The organism is Wolbachia endosymbiont (group B) of Scrobipalpa ocellatella, from assembly GCF_964188425.1.
Lineage (GTDB): Bacteria > Pseudomonadota > Alphaproteobacteria > Rickettsiales > Anaplasmataceae > Wolbachia.
This window is the reverse complement of the sequence record NZ_OZ077190.1, coordinates 348480-374733: the sequence shown is the minus strand read 5'-3', so window position 1 is coordinate 374733 and position 26254 is coordinate 348480. Positions and strand designations below refer to the sequence as shown.

Annotated in this window: 20 protein-coding genes and 1 tRNA gene; 5 read left to right on the top strand and 16 right to left on the bottom strand. The window is 34.6% G+C overall.

Annotated elements, in window-relative coordinates:
• Positions 1–248 precede the first annotated feature (248 nt).
• Positions 249–506 (top strand): transposase, encoded by a 258-nt coding sequence (locus tag AB3210_RS01685; protein ID WP_012481854.1) that lies wholly within the window; start codon positions 249–251, stop codon positions 504–506.
• A gap of 397 nt (positions 507–903) precedes the next feature.
• Positions 904–1134 carry a hypothetical protein gene (locus tag AB3210_RS01680; RefSeq protein ID WP_019078687.1) on the top strand — a complete coding sequence of 77 codons (231 nt, stop codon included), beginning with the start codon at positions 904–906 and terminating at the stop codon, positions 1132–1134.
• A gap of 141 nt (positions 1135–1275) precedes the next feature.
• Here the strand turns inward: AB3210_RS01680 and nth are convergent, their stop codons facing one another.
• The 3 genes from nth to icd all read right to left on the bottom strand — a co-directional run bounded on the left by nth (position 1276) and on the right by icd (position 4738).
• Complete coding sequence (gene nth / locus AB3210_RS01675; RefSeq protein ID WP_007301977.1) at positions 1276–1914, bottom strand: endonuclease III; 639 nt, start codon at positions 1912–1914, stop codon at positions 1276–1278.
• Between the two features lie 21 nt (positions 1915–1935).
• Positions 1936–3237 (bottom strand): molecular chaperone DnaJ, encoded by a 1302-nt coding sequence (locus tag AB3210_RS01670; protein ID WP_019236639.1) that lies wholly within the window; start codon positions 3235–3237, stop codon positions 1936–1938.
• Between the two features lie 82 nt (positions 3238–3319).
• Positions 3320–4738, bottom strand: a complete 1419-nt coding sequence (icd, locus tag AB3210_RS01665) for an isocitrate dehydrogenase (RefSeq protein WP_007301979.1) — start codon at positions 4736–4738, stop codon at positions 3320–3322.
• 134 nt (positions 4739–4872) lie between these two features.
• Here icd and AB3210_RS01660 point away from each other — a divergent pair, with 134 nt between their 5' ends.
• Positions 4873–5364, top strand: coding sequence for an RDD family protein (locus AB3210_RS01660; RefSeq protein ID WP_026097229.1), 492 nt, complete (start codon positions 4873–4875; stop codon positions 5362–5364).
• A 323-nt stretch (positions 5365–5687) separates the two neighbouring features.
• Here the strand turns inward: AB3210_RS01660 and purD are convergent, their stop codons facing one another.
• On the bottom strand, positions 5688–6959 hold the full coding sequence (gene purD, locus AB3210_RS01655; RefSeq protein ID WP_052264927.1) for a phosphoribosylamine--glycine ligase: 1272 nt from the start codon (positions 6957–6959) through the stop codon (positions 5688–5690).
• Between the two features lie 31 nt (positions 6960–6990).
• The gene (serS, locus tag AB3210_RS01650) at positions 6991–8271 is read right to left on the bottom strand and encodes a serine--tRNA ligase (protein ID WP_052264928.1); all 1281 of its coding nucleotides are present in this window, start codon (positions 8269–8271) and stop codon (positions 6991–6993) included.
• Positions 8272–8398: 127 nt separating this feature from the next.
• Here serS and AB3210_RS01645 point away from each other — a divergent pair, with 127 nt between their 5' ends.
• Together AB3210_RS01645 and dusB are read left to right on the top strand one after the other, a co-directional pair.
• The gene (locus AB3210_RS01645) at positions 8399–9733 is read left to right on the top strand and encodes a hypothetical protein (RefSeq protein ID WP_096097164.1); all 1335 of its coding nucleotides are present in this window, start codon (positions 8399–8401) and stop codon (positions 9731–9733) included.
• A 7-nt stretch (positions 9734–9740) separates the two neighbouring features.
• The gene (gene dusB, locus AB3210_RS01640; RefSeq protein WP_010402373.1) at positions 9741–10691 is read left to right on the top strand and encodes a tRNA dihydrouridine synthase DusB; all 951 of its coding nucleotides are present in this window, start codon (positions 9741–9743) and stop codon (positions 10689–10691) included.
• Positions 10692–10725: 34 nt separating this feature from the next.
• Here the strand turns inward: dusB and AB3210_RS01635 are convergent, their stop codons facing one another.
• The 11 genes from AB3210_RS01635 to rpsG form a co-directional block, all read right to left on the bottom strand.
• Entirely contained in the window at positions 10726–19245 is an 8520-nt protein-coding gene (locus AB3210_RS01635; RefSeq protein WP_082241855.1) for a DNA-directed RNA polymerase subunit beta/beta', read from the bottom strand.
• 58 nt (positions 19246–19303) lie between these two features.
• Positions 19304–19705, bottom strand: coding sequence for a 50S ribosomal protein L7/L12 (gene rplL, locus AB3210_RS01630; RefSeq protein WP_007301986.1), 402 nt, complete (start codon positions 19703–19705; stop codon positions 19304–19306).
• Between the two features lie 26 nt (positions 19706–19731).
• Positions 19732–20250, bottom strand: a complete 519-nt coding sequence (rplJ, locus tag AB3210_RS01625; RefSeq protein ID WP_007301987.1) for a 50S ribosomal protein L10 — start codon at positions 20248–20250, stop codon at positions 19732–19734.
• Positions 20251–20262: 12 nt separating this feature from the next.
• On the bottom strand, positions 20263–20916 hold the full coding sequence (gene rplA, locus AB3210_RS01620; protein ID WP_007301988.1) for a 50S ribosomal protein L1: 654 nt from the start codon (positions 20914–20916) through the stop codon (positions 20263–20265).
• Positions 20917–20920: 4 nt separating this feature from the next.
• A complete protein-coding gene (locus tag AB3210_RS01615; protein WP_007301989.1) occupies positions 20921–21361 on the bottom strand; it encodes a 50S ribosomal protein L11 in 441 nt (146 codons plus the stop codon).
• A 2-nt stretch (positions 21362–21363) separates the two neighbouring features.
• Positions 21364–22200 carry a transcription termination/antitermination protein NusG gene (gene nusG / locus AB3210_RS01610; protein ID WP_052264680.1) on the bottom strand — a complete coding sequence of 279 codons (837 nt, stop codon included), beginning with the start codon at positions 22198–22200 and terminating at the stop codon, positions 21364–21366.
• Positions 22190–22390, bottom strand: a complete 201-nt coding sequence (gene secE, locus AB3210_RS01605; RefSeq protein ID WP_007301991.1) for a preprotein translocase subunit SecE — start codon at positions 22388–22390, stop codon at positions 22190–22192. Before secE ends, nusG begins: the two co-directional genes overlap by 11 nt.
• A gap of 19 nt (positions 22391–22409) precedes the next feature.
• Positions 22410–22482 (bottom strand) — tRNA-Trp (locus AB3210_RS01600).
• Between the two features lie 12 nt (positions 22483–22494).
• Positions 22495–23667 carry an elongation factor Tu gene (tuf, locus tag AB3210_RS01595; protein ID WP_007301992.1) on the bottom strand — a complete coding sequence of 391 codons (1173 nt, stop codon included), beginning with the start codon at positions 23665–23667 and terminating at the stop codon, positions 22495–22497.
• Positions 23668–23679: 12 nt separating this feature from the next.
• The gene (fusA, locus tag AB3210_RS01590) at positions 23680–25755 is read right to left on the bottom strand and encodes an elongation factor G (RefSeq protein WP_010406835.1); all 2076 of its coding nucleotides are present in this window, start codon (positions 25753–25755) and stop codon (positions 23680–23682) included.
• A gap of 21 nt (positions 25756–25776) precedes the next feature.
• Complete coding sequence (gene rpsG / locus AB3210_RS01585) at positions 25777–26253, bottom strand: 30S ribosomal protein S7 (protein ID WP_006014699.1); 477 nt, start codon at positions 26251–26253, stop codon at positions 25777–25779.
• Position 26254: the final 1 nt, after the last annotated feature.

The following is a 26254-nucleotide window of genomic DNA, read 5'->3' as shown; positions in this document are numbered from 1 at the left end:
ACATTTTACTTTTTCTAGAATATAATAATTCCCTAGAAATTACCCTACTCAATTCTATTGTACCTTGTTTAACATTGAAACATGAGTCTGGAATCTAGAAATTTTTTAAGAACAAAAGTTATTCTAAGTTTTTGTTGGTAAGAAAGACTGGATTCCAGTGGGCTTTGTTGCATAGCTCAGATAAAAAGAACTGGAAGTTACTGACGAAATTCACTATAAAACAGGCATTTAACCTACGAAAGAAAAATATGTCACAAAAAATGAGAGTCAGTAACTGCCATGGATATAACAGATTTCTGCAAGAAAGAGGAAATATTTTTCATTTTATTAATGAGGCAATAGAAAATTGGTACGAAAATAGCCCCAAAATGCGAGGTGGAAATTATATTTATAGTAATAAAGTTGTGATTTTAGTGCATATAGTCGCTAGTCTCTTTAGAATTGGCTTAAGACAAACGGTAGGGTTTATAAAAGGATATTTGCAGCAAGTAGTTAGCAGTCATTAGCTATTCGCAGGCTTCAAGAAGGTTTCAATATTAAGATCAATGATTGCAGAGTTGATAAAAACAATATGGAAGATATTGAAATTGCCATAGACAGTACAAGTATCAGATAATACACCTGGTCACAGTAAGGAAAATAGCGAAGTATCGCAGTTATAAACAGGTAAGAAAGCTACACGTAATATTGAGTATAAATAGTAAAAAAGCTATAGCTGCACAATATAGCAATGGTGCCTACTCCGACCATTATGGTGCTTGCGACTTGCTCAGCTTTCAGCATGCTATAAAAGCATTATATGCAGACAGAGCCTATCAAGCTTTATAAATTGTGCAAAAAATATGATATAAAGACAAAATTTTACCGAAAAATCGTGCAGCGGAGCATACAAAATTGGATTATATGGCTGAAAGGAATGCTGCCATTAGATTATGTGGTAAAGACGGTGTGAAAGAGTGGAAGAAGGAAGCAGTTTATGGAAAAAGGTCATATATTGAAGGATTTTTTTCAAGATTAAAGCAAATATTTGGGTTTAGTTTTAGAAATAGATCTGAAGTAAATCGAGAAAAAGAGTTGCTAATAAAATGTTACTTACTCAATAAATTTACTGATATTGGCATGGCTAAGTTTTAGGTAGTTTCATGAATTTTTTATGCTTTACCCACTATCCGATAAGCGATGCAACAAAGCCATCCCAGTGTAAGCTACTCGGTTGACACCATCATAGAGATCAGCTACTTGGATGATAAAAGTAAGAAATATCGAAGTGTTGTGCTAGACTTTATACCTCTTGCATTCAAACTCACATAAATCATGAATTGTGCACGCTTCACACAAAGGTTTTTGTGCCTTGCAAATGTATCTACCGTGTAAAACTAGCCAATGATGAGCATAAAGTAGGTATTTTTTTGGCACTACATTCAAAAGAGACTGCTCTGTTTTAAGTACATCTTTTTCTTTCACAAGCCCAACTCTATTGCTCACTCTAAAAACGTGAGTATCAACTGCCAATGTTGGAATACCAAGCCCTGAATTTAAGAACACATTAGCGCTCTTTCTCCCAACCCCTGGTAAAGATACCAAATCATCGAAATTAGTAGGCACTTTGCTATTGTACCTCTCAATCAATATTTTGCTGAGCCCGATTATATTTTTTGCTTTGGAATTATATAAACCAATACTGCTTATGCATTTTCTCAGCTCACTTTGCCCAAGATTCAACATCTTTTCTGGCGTATCAGCGATACTAAATAGCTCCTTTGTAATTTTATTAACACTTATATCGGTCGTCCGCGCTGACAGAACTATTGCAACTAATAACGTAAAATGATTGGTATAATTTAGCTCTATTTTTGGCGCAGGATTTGACTGTTGAAATTTTTCAAATATTAATTCTACTTTTTTTGAGTCCATGCATAGAGCTAAAAGCTTATACTATACTGTTTGCTGTGCAAATTCAATTGCTTGAGGATTAGATAGTCCTTCAGTATTAACATCAGACATATCAGTTTTTACCTCATCAAAATTCCTCTCAGCAAATTTGCTTGCCACTTCTGCAAAACACTTTCTAACAAGAGGCATAATTATCGGCATTAATAGCCTTCGTGGATCATACCGTCCTAACAGATCAGTCTCCTTTTGCACTCTATCTCTTGGATCCTCTTCTAGTAAATCTTTTGTGTGCTTGTCAGCATATATTTCACAGCCTTTTGAGAAAACAGGAGCTAACATTTCAATTAATACTGCCAATAACAATAGTGGACCAAGTACAGCTCCACCAACAGTTAATCCATTAGCAATGAAATTTATTGTAACTAAATAAACAGAAAAAGCAGCTAAAGGATAGTTGATAAGAAGTTTACTGCTTAGCTCGATATAGCTCATCTTACTTATGAATTCATCAGTAGAAATTTCTGAATTGGCATACTTTTTCATATAATGACCTACTAATAAACGAGAGGCGTTATTAATAATGATATTAAGTGCTATGATCCACCATGAAAAATAGCAACCTATAGTAATTGTAGTTAATATAGCTAAAGGCAGAAAACTTATTTTTGGTACTAACATTAGAGCATTTTTGCGCTCTATAAATTTCAATGCTAATGTCTTTTTATCTTCTTCAATTAGGCTTCTCTTTTCTTTTAGAGGAGTAATATAATTGAATAATTGTATGCTTGGCTTTGCTATATATTGATATAACTCTTGCATTAACTTTGCACTTTGTACACTCCTCTGAAAATTATCTAAATTTGGATTTAGCAAAATCCTCTCTATTTGAGCCTGAAGTTCATTATAGCTTTTTAGGTCTTCTCCAAACGAACAATCATTTCTTTTTAGTATAGCAATCAACCCATCAAAATCTTTACCTACAGCTTCTTCCTCACTGATTTTTAGCTCGTTAAACAACTTTCTCCTATAGTGAAACTCTCTTGCCGTTAAACGTCCATTACTTTCAGCATCAACGCTGACTTTAACACAAGGATTTCCTGACTCCAAAGGTTTAATGTACTTTTTTAGCTCTTGATAAGCTTTATAAATCTGATCAAATCTATTTTTGTTTCCACCTTTGTCAGGATGGTTTACAAGTATCAATTTATTATATTGTTTTTTCAGAAACTTGCTAAGAGCTTGATAATCTTTACCTACAATTTGTTCAGCTTTTATCTCTAGTACGTTAAACAGACCATTACTATCATAAAACTCCTGACCAGTTAACTTAAAATGTTGACTCATTACTACACCTCACATAAATACACGATGCTATTAGTATAATATATTTAATGTTTCACACAAGCATAAAAATATCAAGCAACCACTAAGAGAAGAAACCCTCTTTCCCATCATACAAATACAACTTATCCATTCTCACCACATCAAAATTGTGTTCCTCAAATTTGATTAGCAAGTTATTCACATCACTATTTGTAATTTCATTATTTGCAATAAACCTGCAGATTATTTGGTCACTTGAAGACTTTGAGCCTCCTGGCCAAATTGCAAGTCCTTTTGAGTATATTGCTATCATTTTCAGATTACTCGATTCAAATAACCTAACTATTTGATCAAAATTGTTGGATTTGTCCCAAGCAAGCGTTATATCACTACCCACTAGCTTTTTAACTTTGTAATCTTGTTCGTAATTGTCTTGTACTTTATTTATTTTACTATCCGAATCACTGCTAATTATAAGCTCAGATAACGTTGTGGGTTTTTTCCCTAGATTATCTATAACAGCTTTTGCAAATTCTTTTGTTCCAACCTTTTGTTTACTCTTTTTCTCCTTATATAAATCAGCGGTATGTACTCCATCTTCCAAAGTCTTGAGCCATGCATCGTAGATTAGTTTTGCAGTACTCACTTGACCAATATAGACCAACATATGTACTGCGGCATTTAAAAGACCAGAAGGATTAGCTATATTTTTTCCTGCAATATCAGGAGCAGAGCCGTGAACCGCTTCAAACATTGCATATTCATTACCTATATTGCTACTTCCTGCAAGCCCTACAGAACCTGAGGTTTGTGCTACTATGTCTGATAATATGTCGCCATATAGATTTTCAGTTACTATAACATCGAAATTCTCGGGTTCTGTGGCAACACGTGCCATTCCAATATCAACTATATAATGTTCCGCCTTTATATCCGGATATTCTTTTGCAATACGATCAAACGCTGCATGAAAAGCGCCGTCAGTCATTTTCATTATGTTGTCTTTAGTCAGGCAAGTTACTTTCTTTCTGTTATGTTTTTTCGCATATTCAAAAGCATACCTGCATATTTTTTCTGAGCCAGATCTAGTAATAATTTTAGTGCATTGGTACGAGTCACCAGTGAGCCTATGCTCTATTCCGGTGTAAACGTCCTCTTCATTTTCGCGTATTACAACAACATCAAATTTATCGAATTTATTTTCTATAACAGGGTGATACGAAATGCATGGTCTAATGTTTGCATACAGCCCTAAGTTCTTTCTGAGTGCAACGTTTAAGCTTTTGTGCCCTTTACCTTGAGGGGTTGTTGTTGGAGATTTGAGTAATATCTTTGTCCTTTCGATAGATTCCCAACCACTCGGAGAAATTCCATGAGACCATTCCTTACTATAAACACGCTCCCCTATTTCAATAATATCTATTGAGATCTCTGCTTTCGCTTCACGCAATATCGACAGCACCGCTTCCATAATTTCTGGTCCGATACCATCACCATACGCAACTGTGACTGATGTTGACATAACTTCCTTAACTGTAAATGATTTAATGTTAATTCAAATAATAAAGTGGGTCAATGTTGCTAAAATAGCATATTTACGGTTATTTAATAATGAACTTTTATACTGGTTATAGCATTGCAAAATATGGAAAGTGTATGGATACTAAAATAAGTTATGCAAGAGTTACGAGACGCATTTTTGCATTTGCGTTTGATCATATTTTATTAACGGCGATAAAGTATTTTATTGGATTTAACGTTGGATGTACCTTAGGTTCTTTAACACCCAATGCGGTTAAAATAATTTCAGACAACGCAACAATTCTTAATGTAACAGCGCTAATATTGGCATTAGCATTTTATGCATTTACGATAATAGAATTCGGCGGAACTCCGGGACAATTATTGCTTCGTATGCATATAAAAGACAAAAATACACTTGAAAAAATCACTATAACACAAACAATAATCAGAACAGGAACTTTTGGAGTGTTATATTTTATAATTTTTTATACAATATTGAGTATTTCTAGTCTATTTATAATTTTACCAATTATTATCATATTGTTTGCAACATTTGATAAGCATAAACAGTTCCTTAATGACAAAATTGCAAAAACAGTAGTGATAGACTATAAACCTAGTTGATGTTTTTCTTTAGTTGTTATCACCAAGGGTGTTATTCCAGCGCGTGACCCACATCTGTACGAACATTGCAATTAGCAGGTAATTTGCATAATAGACGGTGTCATTCCAGTGCTTGACACTGGAATCCAGTTTTCCATATAATCTCATCGAAAACGTTGTAACCACTTTCTATGCTAGTGTGCTTTCATCAACCTGGATCCCAGTGTCAGCTACTTTCATGACAAGAAAAGAAGCACTGGTTTCACATGAATCTGAACAGATATCATGTTTTTCTTTAGTTTACTGCTTGCAAAGTGACTTTTTTCGTTTCTGCATGAGCTAAATTAACTACCAATATCATACCTGAAGAACCCACCTGACCATTCTAGAAAATTTAATGCTGAGTACACTTTACTTTTAGCTTCTTCCACAGTGTTTCCTTCTCCTACTATATTTAGTACCCTTCCGCCATCGGAAATCCAATTACCATTTTCATCTAGCTTAGTACCAGCATGAAATACTAGCACTCCAGGAATGTTTTCAATTTTATCCAATCCTTTAATTACCTCTCCTTTTTGATAATCACCAGGATAGCCTTTACTTGCAACAACTACACAAACTGTAGTTTTGTGATTAAACTCCACCATTTTTGTATTTAACTTGCCTTCTGCAACTGACAACATCAACTTTAACAAATCACAATTTGGATCAAGTCTAGGTAACATAGATTGTATTTCCGGATCCCCAAACCTAACATTATACTCAAGAAGCTTTGGACTATCTTTGCAAATCATTAAACCAGCAAAGAGTACGCCTTTATAGGATGTTCCCATGTTAGTCAGTGCTTGAATTGTAGGATATATTATTTTTTGGATAATTTTTTGCTCCATCTCCTTACTTATAATCGAAGGTGATGAGTATGACCCCATGCCTCCAGTATTTTGTCCCTCGTTATTTTCACCAACTCTCTTGTAATCTTTTGCACACCCAAGGGTTACTACCTTCAACCCATCAATAAGAGCAAAAAAACTTACTTCCTCTCCAATTAAAAACTCTTCTATGATTATTTCTTCACCTGACTCACCAAGATTTTTCTCCACTAGCATTGAATCTATTGCTGAAAAAGCTTCATTTTCTGTGTGGCATATTATGACGCCTTTCCCTGCTGCAATTCCATTTGCTTTAATTACAAGCGGAAATTTTATTTTATTACTACGGACAAAATTTTTAGCTAACCTTTCATCAATAAAACGCTCATACTTTGCAGTTGGTATACCATACTGTTTACATAGTTCCTTCGTAAAAGACTTTGATGCCTCAAGTTTTGCAGCTGCTTGACTTGGAGCAAAAACATTTATTCCCTCTGCAGCTAAATCATCAGCAAGTCCATTAATTATCGGTTGCTCTGGACCAATAATTACTAGCTCTATATTTTCTTTCTTGCAAAATTGTATAACATCCACTGAATCTTGAATATTTATATTCACAAGAACTCCAAAATTTTCCATGGCCGGGCGACCAGGAGTAACATATAACTTAGTCAAGGTAGGAGACTTCTTTAAAGCCCAAAGTAAAGCATGCTCACGCCCACCAGAACCTATAACCAGAACCTTCATCTTTATTTCCTCGCTTTTCTATATGTCAAAATTATTGTTTGCTTATAACAGTATCATTACTCATGTATCTTTGCAACACGTTTGGTATTGTAACTGACCCATCGGAATTTTGATAGTTCTCCATTATGGCAACAACTGTTCTTCCTATGGCTAAAGCTGAGCCGTTTAAAGTGTGAACGTATTTTTTTGTTTTTCTGTCAGTTTCTAAGAAGTATTTAGTGTTCATTCTTCTTGCCTGGAACGTACCGCAATTTGAGCAGCTTGATATTTCTCTGTACTTATTTTGCTCAGGTAACCATACCTCTATATCATAAGTCTTTTGTGCAGCAAAACCCATATCGCCACTGCAAAGTAGCATTACTCTGTACGGTAATTCTAGTTTTTTTAATATCTCTTCAGCAACACTAGTCATACGTTCAAGCTCGTCTTTTGACTGGTCTTCAGTTGTGATGCTTACCAACTCCACTTTACCAAATTGGTGTTGCCTTATCATACCTCTTGTATCTCGTCCTGCGCTACCAGCTTCTTTACGAAAACATTCTGAATATGCAGTAAAACGAATAGGCAGTTCTTTTTCTTCTATTATTTTGTCAGCAACTAAATTTGTTAAAACTACTTCACTTGTGGGAATTAATCTTAATTTATCGGTAGTTAAATATGAATCATCAAAAAATTTTGGTAGTTGACCAACATTATACATCGCCCTATCCTTTACTAAAACTGGATGATGCACTTCAGTATAACCAAATTCATTAACATGTGTTTCCAGCATAAAATTTATTAATGCTCGTCCAAGCTTAGCTAACTGTCCTTTTAGTATTGTAAACCTTGATCCAGAAATTTTTGCTGCTTGTTCAAAATCCATCAAGCCTAACCTTTCTCCGAGTTCATAATGAAATTTTGGTGTAAAATCAAATTTTCTTCTCTTTCCATATTTTCTGATTTCTACGTTGGAGCTCTCATCTTCACCTGTTGGTACATTTTGTGCAGAAATATTTGGTAAGTTAGATAAAATATCCACTAACTTATTTTTTTCTGTTTGCTCCTTGAGGCTGATTGTCTCTATCTCACTTGTGATGCTTTTTGATAACTTTACTTGTTCTTCACATGGGCTTTTGTTCATTTTAAGCCTCTTTATTTCTTCCGTGACCTCGTTTCGTTGCTTATTTAAAGCTTGCAATTTAGTAGTCAGTGATCTTTTTTTATGGTCAATCTCTAATATTTCTTCTGTAGTAAATTCTTTCACCCCTCTGCTTTTTATTGCTTTTTCAAATCCTTTAGGGTTTTTGCGTATATGTTCTATATCATGCATATGTTGTGCTATTACTAACATCATTACTCTACTTCAAAAGCTTTGAATGCTCAATATTTTTACATATAAATGCTAATATTGATTTTACCTTCATAATTTGCTAGAATTGATAAACGTAAAATATAATATGTTAGCCATCATAGAAAGATACAATAAATCTAAAGAGAGTACTCACTTCACTAAACTTAAGGCTAGTGGAAGATTTGCTGTCTACGCTTTTTGTATATATTTGGCGACTACATTTACCATTGGCTGTTTGGGATTAATAATGGGATCTTTCCTCTTAACCTTACCACTTGCTATGCTCATCTCCAACCCTATAGCTTGGATCTTAATGGGAATAGTGCTTGCAGCGACATACAAGATGGTTATTGAACCTTTATTTTACTTGGTAAAAGGTTATGTTGATGAAAAAGGAACTGTAAAGGAAGAAAAGAGTCCAAAAGAGCAAAAATTCACAAGAAGTAAATCACTGGATAGTGGACTAGATACTATATCAAGACAAACAAATGATTCGGATAAGAGGGTACGTAGAAATTCCTATTCTCCATCTACAGATAGTGGTGTGAGTATGGGCTCAATAGAAAGTGAGCAACCTAAACAAACAAAAATTGTTCGATATAATACTACAGGTGATGGAAACTGCTTTTTTCATGCAGTGTTTGGTGATAGCAGCTCCGGTCAATATAAGGCTGAAAGAGCACAAGATATGAGAATGGAATGGAACAAATTTTTAAGTCAATTTAAATCTTTAGGTGATTCAAGTATGCCAACTCCTTTAAAGGAGCAGCTAGAAAAGGTTTTTAATATGTTTTTAAATAAGCCAGGCGATTTAACTGGTAAGTCTGATAAAATAAGGAAGTTGGTTGAACAAATGAATAAGGAAATTAAAAATGCTGAAGATAATGTAGAAAAGTTAGTGAGTAAAGCTGTTAGTAAACTTAATATATCACGCGATCAAGCTATACATAATTTAAAAGAATATGCAGAAGCTCTTTATGGCCTTGGTGAAAATGAATACAATACCCAGTATAATAGCGAATTTATTACACAATCATTCCTTAACAAACCTGAACTCTATCAAGCTTATCTTGAAGCAATAAAAAGTCAAAGTTATTTTATTTTTATTGAAGAAATTAGTATATTAGCTTCTTTAGCTAATATTGAAATTAATGTTTACTATAAAGATAACAACAGCGAGGAGCAAAAAAAGTTTGAGCCAAATCTACAAATGATAAATGATGATCAACTAAATCAGATATTTAATCGTGAGAGTTATAAATTAAATGACGAGTTGTGGGGTGATAAAAAACAAGAAACGATATACTTAACGCCTGGTCATTATGAGAGGTGCGAGGTGGTAGAGGTAGAGCCTTCTCTTATAGAGAAAGCAAATTCATTTGTGCAAGATGTTATAATAGCAGCTTGTAATAGTGTTAAAAATGCATTTTCTAGCGACTAGAAAGCCTATGTCCCTACAAATAGGAAGTTTGACGATTGATTCTCCAGTTATTTTAGCACCAATGTCTGGAGTGACTGACTATCCATTTAGGAGTATTGTAAAGAAACTTGGTGCAAGTTTGCTAGTCTCAGAAATGATTGCAAGCAGAGCTATGATCATGCAAACTCGCCAGAGCATGCAAAAAGCAAAAGTCGATGAACTAACCGCTGTACAACTTGCTGGTTGTGAGCCTGATGTTATGGCGGAAGCTGCAAAGTTAAATGAGGGCATGGGTGCAAAAATCATAGATATAAATTTTGGTTGTCCAGTTAAAAAAGTTGTAAACGGTTACGCAGGGTCAGCACTTATGCGTGATGAAAAAAAGGCTGCTGAGATAATAGAAGCTGTAGTCAAGGCAGTGAGTGTGCCAGTTACAGTAAAAATGCGTACTGGATGGAATGACGAAAATCGTAATGCTCCGCGCTTGGCAAAAATTGCAGAAGATTTGGGAGCAAAGATGATTACTGTACATGGAAGGACAAGGGCACAGCTTTATAATGGTCAAGCAGATTGGAAATTCGTTAGAAATGTTAAAGAGCAGGTAAAAATTCCAGTTATAGTAAATGGAGATATTAAGAGTTTGAATGATGTTCAAAGTGCACTTAAAGAATCTGGGGCAGATGGAGTAATGATAGGTCGTGGTGCTTACGGCAAACCTTGGCTGATTAATCAAGCAATAAACTTTTTGAGTGGAAATAAAGTTTCTGAGCCAACAGCCTCAGAGAGATTAAGCATAATACTCAAGCATTATGACAGTATTCTTGAGTACTATGGAAGCGATACAGGAATAAAGATGGCCCGCAAACATATAGGATGGTACAGTAGCGGGCTTCAAAACTCATCTGAATTTCGTGTAAGAGTAAATAACATAATAGACAGCACAGAGGTGAAAGAAAATATAATCGATTTTTTTAGTTAAAAACAGATTAAACATACTACCTCATTAGATATATTCAATTTGACTGATCATAGTGCGATGCCACCACACTCTCTTCTTCATCAGAATGTAATTGATAACTATTATCACTCAGCAATTTTTCGTCATAAGTCTCAATATCAAAATATTTTTCATATTTATCTATATTTTCACAAAGCGAAAGTGCTTTCACCTTATTCATAATCAGACCCGTACCAGCAGGAATTAACCTTCCTACTATAACATTTTCTTTTAACCCACTCAAAGGATCACTCTTTCCGCAAAATGCTGCTTCCGTAAGTACTTTTGTTGTTTCTTGGAAAGAGGCAGCAGAAATAAAGGAATTAGTTTCAAGGCTTGCTCTAGTAATTCCCTGCAGAATAGGAAGATAATGAGCAGGTCGTTTTCCAGAGTTATTCATAGCATCATTTTCTCTATCAATTTCCAGCCTGTCAATATTTTCTCCAATTAAGTACATAGTATCACCAGGATCGGTAATTTCTACTTTTTGTAGCATTTGCTTTAAGATCACTTCTAAATGCTTGTTATCTATGCGCACACCTTGCAATCTATAAACTTGCTGTATTTCAGAAATCATATAGTGTGCTAACGCTTCTAACCCAAGCACACGTAGAATATCATGAAGATCAGGATCGCCATCCATCAATAAATCACCTTTACGCACAAAATCACCTTCATTAACTATTACATGCTTACTTCTTGATACTAAATACTCAACTGGAGAAGCTTGCTTATCTACAGGTTTAATTACTATACTGCGTTTTCCTCTACGGTCTTTTTCAGAGAACATTACATAGCCATCTATTTCACTAACGATAGCATGCTCTTTAGGACGACGTGCTTCAAATAATTCTATAACCTTAGGCAAGCCACCAGTAATATCACGAGTTCTAACCGACTCTCTCGGCGTTCTTGTGATAACATCACCTGCATGAACCTTTTGGCCATCCTGTACATTAAGCACTGCACCAACTGGTATAAAGTAACATGCTTCCACACCACTTGAAAGTGTTATTACTTTTTCATTATCATCAAGCAGTGCAATACGAGGACGTAAATTAGCTACACCAGAGTACAATTTCCAATCTTTTACTACTCTATTTGATATCCCTGTAGATTCATCCATCACTTCAGTGATTGAAATTCCATCTTTTAAATCCTGGTAAGATATTGTACCACTCTTTTCCGTAATAATAGGTAGTGTATACGGATCCCATTCCGCAACTTTATCACCAATTTTTACTAACTCACCCTCATTTACATAAAGTTTAGCACCATAAGGCACACTGTGCTTCAATTTTTCACTACCAAGGCTATCAATTAAAACGACTTCACAGGAACGGCTTATCACAATTTTATTTCCGTTTTTATCTATAATTATATTACTATTGTTTAATTTTATTCTAGCATTAATAGAAGCTATAATATTTGAGGATTCAACACCTCTAGTCATTACCCCACCTATATGGAAAGTACGCATCGTTAACTGAGTACCTGGCTCTCCAACAGATTGAGCAGCGATAACACCAACTGCTTCACCTATTGAAACAATTTTACCAGTTGCAAGGTCTCTTCCATAACACAAAGAACACACACCAGGACTTATTTCACAAGTTAAAGGCGATCTAATTTTTATAACATCAAGACCTGCAATGTTGATTTGCTTTACTTTACCTTCATCAATTAGTTCCCCTGCTTTTAATAATAACTCTTTGGTTACTGGGTTATATATATCATTTGCAGCTGTTCTACCCAGTACAACACTCTCTAGAGATGCAACTATAGTACTACCTTCAACTATAGCTCTTACAATAAGGCCATTTTTCGTTTTACAGTCATGTTTTGTAACTATGCAATTTTGAGATACATCAACCAAGCGACGAGTTAAGTATCCAGAGTTTGCAGTTTTAAGTGCAGTATCAGCTAAACCTTTACGCGCACCGTGAGTAGAATTAAAGTATTCAAATACATTTAATCCTTCGCGAAAATTAGAAATTATAGGTGTTTCTATAATTTCACCAGAAGGTTTGGTCATTAACCCTCGCATTCCTGCTAACTGCTTCATCTGGGAAGTAGAACCTCTTGCACCGGAGCTAACCATCATATATATTGAATTGTACTTACTATTTTCATCATACAGAGATATCGCTTTTAACATATCATTCGCTATTATATCTGTGCACTTAGACCACTCATCTATAACTTTATTATACCTCTCACTTTTAGTGATTAGTCCGTCTTGATACTGTGCAGAAAATTTCTTAATTTCACCCCTTGTATAATCAACGTGTGTAGCTTTAGTTTCAGGTATGACCATATCGCAACGACTAAAAGAAGTACCAGAAAATGTAGCATACTCAAAGCCAAGTGTCATCAATTTATCAGAAAATACCACTGTAGCACTTTGACCGCAGCTACGATATACTAAATCAACAATACTAGTTATTTCCTTAACTGTTAATACCTGATTTATTAAATCGAAGCTTAGATTCTCATGTTTAGGAAAAATCTGCCATAATATTAAACGTCCAGGAGTTGTACAAATAGTTTTATACTGAATGTTTCCATCGCTATTGATGTGTTCCATTTTGTACTTTATATGAGAATGAATATGCAGAGTACCGTTGTTTAAGGAATGCTCAACTTCACAAAAAGCACAAAAAAGTGGTAAATCATCCTTCTTAAGTTGCTGTAAAGTTAGGTAGTATATACCAAGCACTATATCTTTACTAGGAACTATAATCGGTCTTCCATTAGAAGGACTTAAAACGTTATTAATTGACATCATCAACACTCTAGCTTCAAGTTGAGCTTCCAATGAAATTGGCACATGTACTGCCATTTGATCACCATCAAAGTCAGCGTTAAATGCTGTACAAACAAGTGGATGAAGCTGTATTGCTTTACCTTCAATAAGGACTGGCTCAAAAGCCTGAATACCAAGCCTATGTAGCGTAGGCGCTCTATTTAGCAAAACAGGATGCTCTTTTATTACTTCTTCAAGCATATCCCAAACTTCTGGCTTTTCTGCTCTTATTAACTTACTAGCAAATTTAATAGTTGGAGCCATTCCATATATTTTAAGCCTTGAGTAAACAAAAGGCTTGAATAGCTCAAGAGCCATTCTTTTCGGTAATCCACACTGATTTAGTTTCAAAGTTGGACCAACAACTATTACAGAACGTCCAGAATAATCTACCCTTTTTCCTAAAAGATTCTGACGGAAACGACCTTGCTTTCCTTTCAGCATATCGCTAATAGACTTTTTATATCCAGTAGCGCCAGCTTTATTTACCAGAGCATTACGACGACTATTATCAAAAAGAGAATCAACTGCCTCTTGTAACATTCTTTTCTCATTACGAATCATAATCTCAGGAGGATTTAAACTTAACAATTTTCTCAATCTATTATTTCGATTAATAATAGTTCTATAATGATGATTTAAATCAGAAACTGCAGGTCGACCACTTTCAAGCGATACCAAGGGACGCAAGTCAGGTGGTAAAATAGGTATAGCTGTAAGTATCATCCACTCAGGTCTGTTTCCAGACTTGATAAAATTTTCAACAATACGTAATCTCTTTATAATTTTCTTTCTTCTCATTTCAGAAGCAACAGACTCTAACTCCTGTCTTAAATTCTTCCTAATTTCATGTAAATCAAGGCGTATTAGCAATTCTCTTATAGCTTCAACACCTTGCATAGCTATAAAGCTATCGACCCCATAGCTATCTTTAGCTTCATTATAAGCTTTCTCACTAATAATTTCACCTTTTTCAAAAGAGGAAACAAGAGGATCTATTACAACATAATTATCACTATACAAAATACTTTCGATATCTCTAAGAGACATATCTAATAATGCTCCAATTCTTGAAGGAAGTGACTTCAAAAACCATATATGAGCAACAGGAGATGCAAGCTCTATATGACCCATTCTTTCTCTTCTTACTTTAGAAGATGTAACTTCTACTCCACATTTTTCGCATATACGGCCCCTATGTCTTCTTTTTTTGTACTTTCCACATAAACATTCATCATCATTGACAGGACCAAAAATTTTAGGACAAAATAATCCACCTTTCTCAACTTTGAATGTACGGTAGTTTGCAGTTGAAACATCTGTTATCTCTCCATAAGACATACGTTTAATACTTTCAGGGCTAGCAATGGAAATGCTAACCTCATTAAAAGATTGCGCGATGTTAGTATGAGATATATCTTCAATTACTATGTCATTTTGCTTCAAATCCACATTAAAACACAAGGAACGCAACTCTTTTATCATGACATTAAAGGATTCAGGAATTCCACATTCAAAGTTACTGTCACCTTTTATTACCGATTCATAAATCTTAACCCTGCCATTAATATCATCAGACTTCACAGTTAACATTTCCTGCAAAGTGTAAGCAGCACCATAGGCTTGCAATGCCCAACATTCCATTTCACCAAAACGCTGACCACCAAAATGAGACTTTCCTCCAAGAGGTTGTTGAGTAACTAAGCTATAAGGTCCTACTGAACGCGCATGAATTTTACCATCTACTAAGTGATGCAACTTAAGCATGTACATGTAACCAACTGTAACTTTGCGATCAAACTTCTCACCCGAGCAACCATCATATAATACAACTTGCCCAGAGTTATCCAATCCAGCAAGTTCAAATAGCTTTACTATTTGTTCATCTTTTGGACCTTCAAATACAGGTGCAGTAACAGGAATGCCATCACGCAACTTATACGCAAATTCAATGAGGTGATTATCATTAATATCGCGAATGTTATTACAAATAGATAAATTACTGCCACAACTATAAACCTCAATCAGGAAGTGACGTAAACTACTGTGTGCATCTTTACAAGAGTTGAAATAATTCTCTACTAATGTAGTCAATTCATTATTTAATTCATCCTTATTAGGCGTATCTAAAATAGAAGCCGTTATTTCATCATCATTAATATCCTCAAATTTTTTATTATCAAGATATAATGCTGCAAATTTTTCAAAATCATCATCACTGAGAGATCTAATTGCCTCACAAAAAGCACGTTTGATTTTATTGATCTCATCAAGAATATTGCCTACTTTTTCTCCTAATTTTTTACAAGCCCAACCTACATGCGTTTCCAATATTTGACCTACATTCATTCGCGAAGGAACGCCAAGAGGGTTAAGAATAATATCAATAGGAGTACCATCTTCTAAATAAGGCATATCTTCTACTGGAACAACTCGAGAAATCACACCTTTATTTCCATGTCTACCAGCCATTTTATCCCCTGGCTGCAAACTATGTTTTACAGCAATAAAAACTTTTACTGACATCGACACACCTTGAGGCAGATCATAGCCTTCATGCAATTTTTCTACTTTTCGCTTAAAGTTTGCTATCGCATGTGATACTTTTTCATCAAAATCTTTTTTTAAGCTCTCAACTTGCTTAGAAATAGATTGGTTTTTCAATCCTATATCCCACCATCCCTCACGTTCAATAAAATTAATACTTTCTCGATCTTGAGAGCCAGAATTAATAAGAATTTTTCTTAATTCATCATAGAAATATTGATTAATAACATTGATTATATGGTCTCGTTCTTTCTCAAAGTCGTTTGCCTCTTTTTGTTTAATAAGAAACGCCCTTTCGTTTTCTTCTTCCCCTCTGCGTGTAAAGACCTGCACATCAATCACTATCCCTTCAATATCTGGAGATGTATATAAAGAGGAATCCACACAATCAAATGACTTTTCACCAAAAATTGTCATTAACAATTTTGTCTCAGGAGGCAATGAAAGAGAATGCTTAGGTGTAACTTTCCCCACCAAAATATAACCTGGACCAACTCTTGTACCAACCTTTACTATACCACTATCATCCAAGTGATAAAGATTTTCTTCATTAACACCGGGTATGGCACGAGTTATTTTTTCCGACCCTAAAGGAGTGTCATGTACAACACATTCAAATTCTTCTATATGAATAGAAGTAAATAGATCTTTTTTAACAACTTCACTAGAAATAATGATTGAGTCTTCAAAATTATAACCTTGCCAAGACATAAAAGCGACTAGCAAGTTTTGGCCAAGTGCCAATTCACCGTTATTAATAGCAGGACCATCAGCTATCACATCACCTTCCTTAACACAATCACCTACATGCACCAGTGGTTTCTGGTTAATACAAGTATTATGGTTAGAACGCTGAAATTTTCTTAGATGATAAATATCTACATCCAAGTAGTTAATTCCTCCTTTGTCAAAAGCACGTATAACTATAGAGTTACTATCTGAGCTGTCAACTATGCCACCACGTTTTGCTAAAACTACAGCACCAGAGCCAGAAGCTACGAAAGATTCCATGCCAGTAGCAACCAAAGGAGCAGTAGGCTTCAATAAAGGTACAGCTTGACGCTGCATATTTGAACCCATTAACGCTCTATTAGCATCATCATTTTCTAAAAATGGAATTAAAGAAGCAGCAACCGATATTACCTGCTTAGGAGATAAATCAATGTAACTTACTTGATTACTATTTACCATTACAAAGGTACCAGCATACCTACAGTATAACATATCATCAACAAAGCAGTTGTTCTCATCAAGCTTTGCGCTGGTATCGGCTATATAATATAAACCTTCATCTATAGCAGACAGATACTCAATTTGATCAGTAACAACCTTATTAACTACTTTCCTATAAGGACTTTCAATGAACCCATATTTATTAATACGAGCGTATATAGCTAAGCTATTAATTAAGCCTATATTCTGCCCCTCAGGAGTTTCAATAGGGCAAATTCTTCCGTAATGAGTTGGATGAACATCACGCACTTCAAATCCCGCCCTCTCTCTTGTTAAACCACCAGGACCTAACGCTGACAACCTTCTTTTATGTGTTATTTCAGATAATGGATTAGTCTGATCCATAAATTGAGATAATTGGGAAGAGTTGAAAAAATCTCTTAAGACATTGGTTAACACTTTTGGATTTATAAAATCAGATGGAGAGACTTTATCTAAACTAGAAGTAGACATAGAATCAACTACTGCCCGTCCCAATTTTAATAATCCAGTTCTAAATTGATTTTCTATAAACTCTCCAACTGAACGGACTCTTCTATTTGCTAAATGATCAATATCATCTACAGATCCTTGACCATCACGTAACAATACTATTTTTCTTATAATTTCAATAATGTCTTCATGTGTTAAAGTAGTTAAATTTTCCTCATAATTTAACCCAAGGCAAGAGTTAAGTTTTAATCTACCAATGTTAGACAAATCATAATATTCCGAACTGAAGAAAAGATTACGAAAAAACTCCTCTACTATCTTTAAAACAGGAACTTCACCAGGACGCAAAACCTTATATATTTCATATAGAGCGTTCTCATAAGACATGTTTTCATCTAAGAAAAGTGTGTTTAATATGTAAGGTCCAACAGAAACATTATCTATGTTCAACACTGATATTTTATCTATAGATAATAATTCAAGCTTTTTTATATCCTCTAATTTTATAGATTCACCAGCAGATAAGACTTTTGTAGAACTAGCACTATCTATTAAATCTTCTGCAAGAAATAAACCACATATAGAATCATAAGGAATTAGATACTCTTTCAATCCGTTATCATATAGATTTTTAGCTAATTTTGAAGTAATACGAACATTGGCTTTAAGTAACACATTGCCTTCAACATTCTTTAAATCAAAAGGAAGCCTCACTCCCTTGAATTTATCAGGGGAAAAAGGTACTCTCCAGCCACTTTTATGTTTTATATACTCTATTTTTTCATAAAATTTATTAAGTATGTCATTATTTGATAAGCCCAAAGCCTTTAATAAAACTGATATTGGCAACTTTCTCTTTCTATCAATACGAAAATACAAATGATCTTTAACATCAAACTCAATATCAAGCCAAGAACCTCTATAAGGAATAACTCTAGCAGAATAGATCAATTTGCCAGAATTGTAAGTTTTTCCCCTATCACTATCAAAAAACACTCCAGGAGATCTATGCATTTGTGAAACGATAACTTTCTCTACGCCATTGATGATGAAAGTACCTTTATCAGTCATCATAGGCAGTTCACAAAAGCGAACCTCCTGCTCTTCAGCAGATTTTATAACAGTTGCAAGCTTAGAATGATCATCATCTTCTTTAATCTCTTGATATTTTTCAAGAGAAACACCATCCTGCATAATAACAAGACGTATAGAAGCAATAACCTGAGCAGAAAAAGTTATACCACGTTTTATACATTCAGATTCACTATACTTAAGATCATCTACCCTACAATTCAAAAATTCGATAGTAGCCCTATGCAAAGGATCAGATATTGGAAAAATTGTATGAAAGATAGCTTCAAGTCTTTCATTACTCTCATTATTAGGAGTAAAGGAATTATATGACCCCTTTTGGACTTTAACCAAATCCAACAAAGAATCTTTTAAATCAATCGACCTGGAATAAGAAACTCTAGGAACAAAAGCACTAGAAGCACACATATAAGAAGAATCAACCATTAAAATACCTTCACTAATTAAAAGAGCTATATCAACATAAAATTAATATACTAACATTTTATTCAAGCTCAACTTTAGTTGCTCCTGCTTCAATAAGTTTTTGCTTTATTTTTTCTGCTTCGTCTTTAGAAACATTAGCAGTCAAATCTTTGGGTAAAGACTCAACTAATTCTTTCGCTTCTTTTAAATTCAATGTAGAATTAACTTCTCTAATAGCTTTAATCACTCCTATTTTTTTGCTTGCATCAATCTCTTTGATTACAACTTTATATTCAGCTTTTTCTTGAGCAACAGGAGCATTAGCATTATCACTAATAGGCACCCCAGCACCAACAGCTCCACCAAGAAAAGAACCACTAGGCAACCCTATTTTTTCTTCTAGAACTTTTACAAGTTCAGAAGCTTCTAATAGATTTAAAGATAATATTTTATCAACCAAATCACTTGTTACATTATTCATACTGACCACCTTATTTAACAACAAATTTATTTTTTAGAACTATAGTAATCCAAAACTCTCATAAGCCTCATAGAAGATGAATTAATAGACAATGCTAACCGAGCAGGAATATCATAAGATATTAAACGCATAATTTTAACACGCAATTCATCCAGAGAGGGAAGCTTAGCCAATTTGTTAACATCTTCCACTGTTAACAATTCATTTATATGAGCCGCACAAATCACAGACATTTTTTCTTTGTTAGCATTAATAAAATCAACTATTAACTTTGCAGCTTCTACTATAGCACTAGAATATATAATAGCAACAGAACCAGAAAATTTACCTGATAAATAAGAAAATTTACCAGTCCTTTCCAAAGCCAAGCAAGCTAGAGTATTTTTAACTACTAACATCCCACCCATTACAGATTTTAGACTATTCCTAAGAATTAATGAATTGCTAACATTCATAGACTTGAAATTTACCAATATTAAGAAATCATTATTTACAAACACATTCATTATGTTTTGTATAAATTCATCCTTATCTTTACGCTTCACAATTTCGCTCCCTTAAATTATATCTTCTACTTTGTTTATTTTATGAGCTTTACCCATAGTTGAATTTAAAAAAACGCTTTTAAAGTAAACTCCTTTCACAGAAGCAGGTTTATTGTCTCTAATTACTTTAAGAAAGGCTTTTAAATTTTCCAGCAAATCATCAATATCAAATTTAATACTTCCTAATTTACCATGAATAACCCCATTTTTATCCGTCCTGAATTTTATTTGACCAGACTTAATGGTTTTAGTAGCTTCCGCAATGTTAGAAGTCACAGTACCAAATTTAGGGTTAGGCATCAGCCCTTTAGCACCCAATACTTTTGCAATAGGAGTGATTTTTGCCATGAAATCAGGAGTAGTGATGCACCAATCAACATTCAACTTTCTACCTTTTTTTATCTCTTCAATTAAATCTTCTCCTCCTGTAATATCAGCACCAGCTTTTTCAGCTTCTAATAAATGTTTATCTTGAGCAAAAACAGCTACTTTAATATTCTTCCCGATACCTTTAGGCAAAACTACTGTACCACGCACCTGCTCTTCAGATTTACGTGAATCTACACCTAAATTGACTGCGATATCAACTGATTCATTAAATTTTGCTGAAGCAGACTCAACAACCTTCTCCAAACATTGCTTAGAATTATCATTATATGTACTCATTTACCTAACCTTCCACAACTTCTATACCCATAGATTTTGCAGTGCCTATAACCATCTTCACTGCTGAATCTTCATTATCCACTTTCATATCAACCATCTTACACTTTGCCACTTTAATGATAGCAGACATAGATAATTTAGCCACTAATTCTTTACCAGAATTACCAGAAGCTTTACTTAATTTAGCTTCCTGCTTAAGCAAATAAGCCACAGGCGGACCGCTGACAGTAAAATCATGAGAGCGATCATCCTTTATGGAAATTCTCACTGTTACTAAATCACCTACTTTATAACTAGCGTTAGCAGCGCTAGTAGCTTTATTAAAAGCTTCACAAAATTTAGGAACAGGTATACCACGCGGGCCAAGTACTGAAGCAATTTTCGGTCCTGGAACTGCTTTTCCAGCTTCCATAAGCAAGTTAATCTTAGCAACTACATTACTCATAATTAATCCTCTATTTTCTCTACTTGAGCCAAATCAAGCTCTATTATTGTTGGCTTACCTAAGATTGATACTTCAACATTAATAATTTTTTTCTCGTCATTTACCATATCTACCTTACCAGTAAAATTTTGAAAAAGACCATCATTAATTTTTACTTTTTCACCTTTCTCATAACCATAACTCAACTTTTTCGTTTCTTGAGCATTGTAAAGCGCACTACACATTGAACGAATCTCATTATCCTCAATCACCTTTGGAACATTACCATTTTTCAAAAATCCATAAACCTTAAGAGATTTTGGTATATTATTAATAAAATTTAATACCTCATCGCATAAATTCATGTATAAAAAGACATAACCAGGAAAGGACTTCCTTCGTTTAGCATTTTTTTTAGATTTTAAATCCATCTCACTTAATTCTTCACAAGGAATAAAAACCCTATTAAAATAATTATTAATATTCAATCTCATAGAATTTTCTAATATATATTGGCGCACTTTCTCTTCATAATTAGAGGCAACTCTTAAAATGTACCACTTATATCTATTAAATTCCTTACGTTTTAAAATTACCTCATCATCTGAAATCATCTCAAAATGACCAGACTCATCACCACAAAACCCAGTCATTTGATTCAAAATATTTTTGCTTTCATCACACAGATGCATACATATATATACTTCACATAACTCTTTTATATCAGATTTTACATCACATACTGTCTGATAAGGAATAAACACCTCCTTAAAGTAAACAGTATTGGTTGCCAACTCGCATATATCCTTCTCATACCCGTAATCGACTTTAATGATATACCATTTATACTTATATTCCATAAATAATTCCAAATAAAGTCTTAATTACGTAAAGAGACATAAAATCTACGAAGCAAAAGAAAATCGAAAAGCATAATATAACAGTTATTACAATAAACAAAGATGACAATACCTGCTGTTTTTTTATCCAAGCAATTCTCCTTATTTCTTGCTTTATATCGCAAAAAAAAACATACAGGTTTTTTAACATTTCTACCATAATATTAATGCAGGAGCGATAGGAATTGAACCTACAACCTCTGGTTTTGGAGACCAGCGCTCTACCAATTGAGCTACACTCCTATAATTCAAAGTTTACTCTAAAATTTCCGAAACAACGCCAGAACCAACAGTTCTACCACCTTCTCTTATCGCAAAACGTAATCCTTTATCCATTGCTATTGGTACTTGCAACTCCACTTCTATACTTACATTGTCCCCTGGCATTACCATCTCCTTTCCATCTAGCAATTTTATGCTCCCAGTTACATCCGTTGTCCTTAAATAAAACTGTGGCTGATAATTTCCAAAAAATGGTGTATGCCTTCCTCCTTCTTCTTTCTTCAATATATACACCTCCGCATTAAATTTCTTATGCGGGGTTATTGTCCCTGGTTTTGCCAATACTTGCCCTCTCTCCACTTCTTCTCTCTTTGTTCCTCTTAGTAGTATTCCTACATTGAGTCCTGCACTTCCCTTATCTAGCAACTTCTTAAACATCTCAACACCAGTACATATCGTCTTTTGCGTCGCTTTCAGACCTATTATCTCTATCTCATCCCCTGTCTTTATCTCCCCCTTCTCTATTCTTCCTGTTACTACCGTCCCTCGGCCCGATATTGAAAATACATCTTCTATTGGCAACAAAAACGGCAAATCTATAGGCCTTGGAGGTACTGCCACATACTCATCTAACTTCTCCATCAATTTATCTATTGATTTCTTTCCATACTCACTACTATCATCCTCTAATGCTTTTAACGCAGACCCAACTATCATAGGCACTTCATCACCTGGAAATCCATACTTACTCAGCAACTCTCTCACTTCCATCTCTACCAAATCTATCATATCAGCATCAGCAACATCAGCTTTATTTATATATACCACGATATATCCAACACCCACCTGTTTTGCCAGCAATATATGCTCTCTCGTTTGTGGCATCGGCCCATCAACCCCTGACACTACCAATATCGCTGCATCCATCTGTGCTGCACCTACTATCATATTCTTTACATAATCAGCATGTCCAGGGCAATCAACGTGTGCATAGTGTCTCTTTTCTGTTTGATATTCAACATGCGCTGTTGCTATTGTTATCCCTCTCTTTCTTTCTTCTGGCGCTTTATCTATTTGATCATATGCTACAAAATTACCATAATGCTTTGTTATCGCCGCTGTTAACGTTGTCTTCCCATGATCCACATGTCCTATCGTTCCCACGTTTACATGCGGCTTTCCAAATGCTTCTACTATCGCTGTCATAATTACTAACCTTTAATTATACTTTAACTTTAACTCATCAACCACATATTGTGGCACTTGTTCATAACAAGAAAAATGCATACTATACTGAGCTCTTCCCTGAGATATAGAACGCAAAACATTTATATAACCAAACATATTTGCAAGAGGAACCGAAGCAGTAATTATTTTGCTATTATTACCTAAATCCAGCATATCAACAACACTGCCTCTTCTACTATTTATATCACCCATAACATCACCCATATATTCTTCAGGAGTAATGATTTCCACTTTCATTATAGGTTCTAGCATTTTTGGACCAGCTTTATTTGCCATTTCCTTAAAAGCACCTTTAGCAGCAAGTTCAAAAGCCAAAGGACTAGAATCAACATCATGAAAAGCACCATCAAGAAGAGTAGCCTTAAAATCAATCAATGGAAAGCCGGAAATTATACCACCTTCTTTTATCAACTCTAAGCCATTTTGCACTCCAGGTATATACTCTTTTGGAATAGCACCGCCTACAATTTTACTTTCAAACTGAAAGCCAAAACCAGGCTCAAGAGGTTCGAATTTTATTTTAACTTTAGCAAACTGACCAGCACCACCTGATTGTTTTTTATGAGTGTAATCAATTTCAACAGATTTAGTGATAGTTTCACGATATGCAACTTGAGGTGCACCAACGTTAGCTTCAACATTAAACTCGCGCTTCATTCTATCAATAATAATCTCAAGATGCAGCTCACCCATACCTTTCAATATAGTCTGCCCACTCTCCGCATTTACTGACATCCTTAAAGAAGGATCTTCTGCAACCAATCTATTCAAAGCAACACCTAATTTTTCCTGATCTGAGGTGGTTTTCGGTTCTATAGCAATTTCAATAACAGGATCAGGAAATTCCATACGCTCTAATAGTATAGGAAAATCAGATGAACATAAAGTATCACCAGTAATTGTTTTCTTTAATCCAACTAAGGCAACTATATCACCAACTTTAGCTTCGTTTATATCTTCTCTGTTATTTGCATGCATAAGCAACATTCTACCAATTCCTTCAGTCTCATTCTTTCCAGCATTTAATACAGCAGATTTAGATTTTAACTTACCGGAATAAATACGAATAAACGTCAAGCTACCTACAAATTTATCCGTCATCACTTTAAACGCAAGAGCAACGAATTTCTCTTTTTCTGAAGGTTTGATCTCAATTTTCTTTTCTGAATCTTTAGGATCAGTTCCAATAATTACATCAACATCAATAGGAGAGGGTAAAAAATCAACCACACCATCTAAAAGTGATTGCACGCCTTTGTTTTTAAAAGCTGACCCACATAATACAGGGACAAATTTTCCTTTAATGGTCCCGCTTCTCACACACTTTTTCAACAAATCAATTGGCAGATCGTTAGATTCAAAGTAAGTATTTATCGCCTCATCATCCATTTCAGCTGCAGCATCTAATAAAAGATTTCGATACTCTTGAGCTTTATCAAGCAAATCAGAAGGAATATCTTCATAAGAAAATTTAGCGCCTAATGTTTCTTCTTGCCATATAATAGCTTTCATAGAAATAAGATCGATTATGCCTTTAAAATCTTTCTCACTTCCTATTGGCAACTGAATAACTAAAGGTGATGCGCCAAGCTTCGTTTTTATCATATCGACACATCGATAAAAATTTGCCCCGATTCTATCCATTTTATTAACAAAGCAGATACGAGGAACGTTATATTTATCAGCTTGACGCCAAACTGTCTCAGACTGAGGCTCAACTCCAGCAACTCCATCAAATACAGCAACCGCACCATCCAAAACCCTCAAAGATCTCTCAACTTCAATAGTGAAGTCAACATGACCAGGAGTATCTATTATATTAATCCTATGATCATTCCAAAAACATGTTGTTGCAGCAGAGGTAATTGTAATGCCACGCTCCTTCTCTTGCTCCATCCAATCCATAGAAGCTGCACCATCGTGCACTTCACCAATCCTATTTTGTTTACCAGTATAAAATAAAATACGCTCTGTTGTGGTGGTCTTGCCAGCATCTATATGAGCCATTATTCCTATATTTCTATACCTAGATATTAAAACTTCCATACCACAATCAATCAGCTAATATTAAAAACGAAGATGAGAAAATGCCTTATTAGCTTCAGCCATTTTATACTTTTCTTCACACATCTTAAATGCACCACCACATTTATTATAAGCATCTAATATTTCAGACTGCAAACAATAAACAGTAGTTCTACCACTCTTTTTGCGAGCAGCAGAAGTTGCTCTAGCAATCCACCTTAATGCCAAAGAAATTGCTCTATCTTGACGAATTTCAACAGGGACTTGATAAGTTGCACCACCAATACGCCGAGAGCGTACTTCTATAGAAGGGGTAACATTTTCTACTGCTGTTTCAAAAATTGATAAGGCATCTTTGCCTATTTTCTTTTCAGCTAAGGACAAAGCACTATAAGCAATCTTTTCTGCAATAGACTTTTTACCACATTTCATAATTATATTAATAAAACGCATAAGCAAGACACTACCATAACGAGAGTCAGGGCTTGTTCTTTTTTTTGCTTTATTACGACGTGCCATA

What these genes read in the sequence shown, in the direction of transcription:
- AB3210_RS01685 (WP_012481854.1), top strand. Translation starts at nt 249, where the DNA reads ATGTCACAAAAAATGAGAGTCAGTAACTGCCATGGATATAACAGATTT.
- AB3210_RS01680 (WP_019078687.1), top strand. Translation starts at nt 904, where the DNA reads ATGGCTGAAAGGAATGCTGCCATTAGATTATGTGGTAAAGACGGTGTG.
- nth (WP_007301977.1), bottom strand. Translation starts at nt 1,914, where the DNA reads ATGGACTCAAAAAAAGTAGAATTAATATTTGAAAAATTTCAACAGTCA.
- AB3210_RS01670 (WP_019236639.1), bottom strand. Translation starts at nt 3,237, where the DNA reads ATGAGTCAACATTTTAAGTTAACTGGTCAGGAGTTTTATGATAGTAAT.
- icd (WP_007301979.1), bottom strand. Translation starts at nt 4,738, where the DNA reads ATGTCAACATCAGTCACAGTTGCGTATGGTGATGGTATCGGACCAGAA.
- AB3210_RS01660 (WP_026097229.1), top strand. Translation starts at nt 4,873, where the DNA reads ATGGATACTAAAATAAGTTATGCAAGAGTTACGAGACGCATTTTTGCA.
- purD (WP_052264927.1), bottom strand. Translation starts at nt 6,959, where the DNA reads ATGAAGGTTCTGGTTATAGGTTCTGGTGGGCGTGAGCATGCTTTACTT.
- serS (WP_052264928.1), bottom strand. Translation starts at nt 8,271, where the DNA reads ATGCATGATATAGAACATATACGCAAAAACCCTAAAGGATTTGAAAAA.
- AB3210_RS01645 (WP_096097164.1), top strand. Translation starts at nt 8,399, where the DNA reads ATGTTAGCCATCATAGAAAGATACAATAAATCTAAAGAGAGTACTCAC.
- dusB (WP_010402373.1), top strand. Translation starts at nt 9,741, where the DNA reads ATGTCCCTACAAATAGGAAGTTTGACGATTGATTCTCCAGTTATTTTA.
- AB3210_RS01635 (WP_082241855.1), bottom strand. Translation starts at nt 19,245, where the DNA reads ATGGTTGATTCTTCTTATATGTGTGCTTCTAGTGCTTTTGTTCCTAGA.
- rplL (WP_007301986.1), bottom strand. Translation starts at nt 19,705, where the DNA reads ATGAATAATGTAACAAGTGATTTGGTTGATAAAATATTATCTTTAAAT.
- rplA (WP_007301988.1), bottom strand. Translation starts at nt 20,916, where the DNA reads ATGAGTACATATAATGATAATTCTAAGCAATGTTTGGAGAAGGTTGTT.
- AB3210_RS01615 (WP_007301989.1), bottom strand. Translation starts at nt 21,361, where the DNA reads ATGAGTAATGTAGTTGCTAAGATTAACTTGCTTATGGAAGCTGGAAAA.
- nusG (WP_052264680.1), bottom strand. Translation starts at nt 22,200, where the DNA reads ATGGAATATAAGTATAAATGGTATATCATTAAAGTCGATTACGGGTAT.
- secE (WP_007301991.1), bottom strand. Translation starts at nt 22,390, where the DNA reads ATGTTAAAAAACCTGTATGTTTTTTTTTGCGATATAAAGCAAGAAATA.
- tuf (WP_007301992.1), bottom strand. Translation starts at nt 23,667, where the DNA reads ATGACAGCGATAGTAGAAGCATTTGGAAAGCCGCATGTAAACGTGGGA.
- fusA (WP_010406835.1), bottom strand. Translation starts at nt 25,755, where the DNA reads ATGGAAGTTTTAATATCTAGGTATAGAAATATAGGAATAATGGCTCAT.
- rpsG (WP_006014699.1), bottom strand. Translation starts at nt 26,253, where the DNA reads ATGGCACGTCGTAATAAAGCAAAAAAAAGAACAAGCCCTGACTCTCGT.